Source organism: Vibrio sp. 1078-1, assembly GCF_033340475.1.
Genome location: NZ_JAWOWM010000807.1, coordinates 1 through 536, shown reverse-complemented (window position 1 = coordinate 536; position 536 = coordinate 1). Strand labels below are relative to the sequence as shown.

Below are 536 nucleotides of genomic sequence, written 5' to 3'. Positions count from 1 at the left end.
GTTCAAGCTTAAAGCGTTACATCTGTTACAAGTACGCGAGCGGTCAGAACATGCTGCCGGCGTACCTTCTCGATCAGAGCCTCGAAGACACGATTCGCAGCGGTATTAGACAAACCTCGGCGGGCAGCTACTTAGCGCTTGATCCTTCGGTTACGCAGCAATTTGTTAGCGACGTAAAACAGACTGTAGGCGATTTAAGCCGTATGCCGAACAAGCCTGTTCTGGTGGTTTCTATGGATGTGCGTCGTTATGTTCGAAAGCTGATTGAATCCGAATATTACGATTTGCCCGTTCTATCGTTTCAAGAACTCACTCAGCAGATCAACATTCAGCCACTTGGACGGGTAGGGATGTAATGAACGCAGCACTTGTACAATCGTTTGAACAAACGGGGATCGAAGTGACGCCGTACTTTTGGCAAAAAAGTGCGATTCAACTTGGTTATCGCATTGAAGTTGATGGCATGGAGCTGGTATTTCGTGTCGAACAAGGGGAAATCATTATTGTACTCCTCAAACGTGTGAGTCCGAATTTGG

Annotated in this window: 1 protein-coding gene and 1 pseudogene; both read left to right on the top strand. The window is 47.0% G+C overall.

Annotated elements, in window-relative coordinates; genetic code table 11:
* Positions 1–356 (top strand): FHIPEP family type III secretion protein (locus tag R7190_RS30185; protein WP_318138250.1); only part of this gene is annotated, 356 nt, incomplete at its 5' end.
* Positions 356–536, top strand: a pseudogene (gene vcrR, locus R7190_RS30180) (LcrR family type III secretion system chaperone VcrR); the annotation flags it as partial. The gene R7190_RS30185 and the pseudogene vcrR, both read left to right, overlap by 1 nt.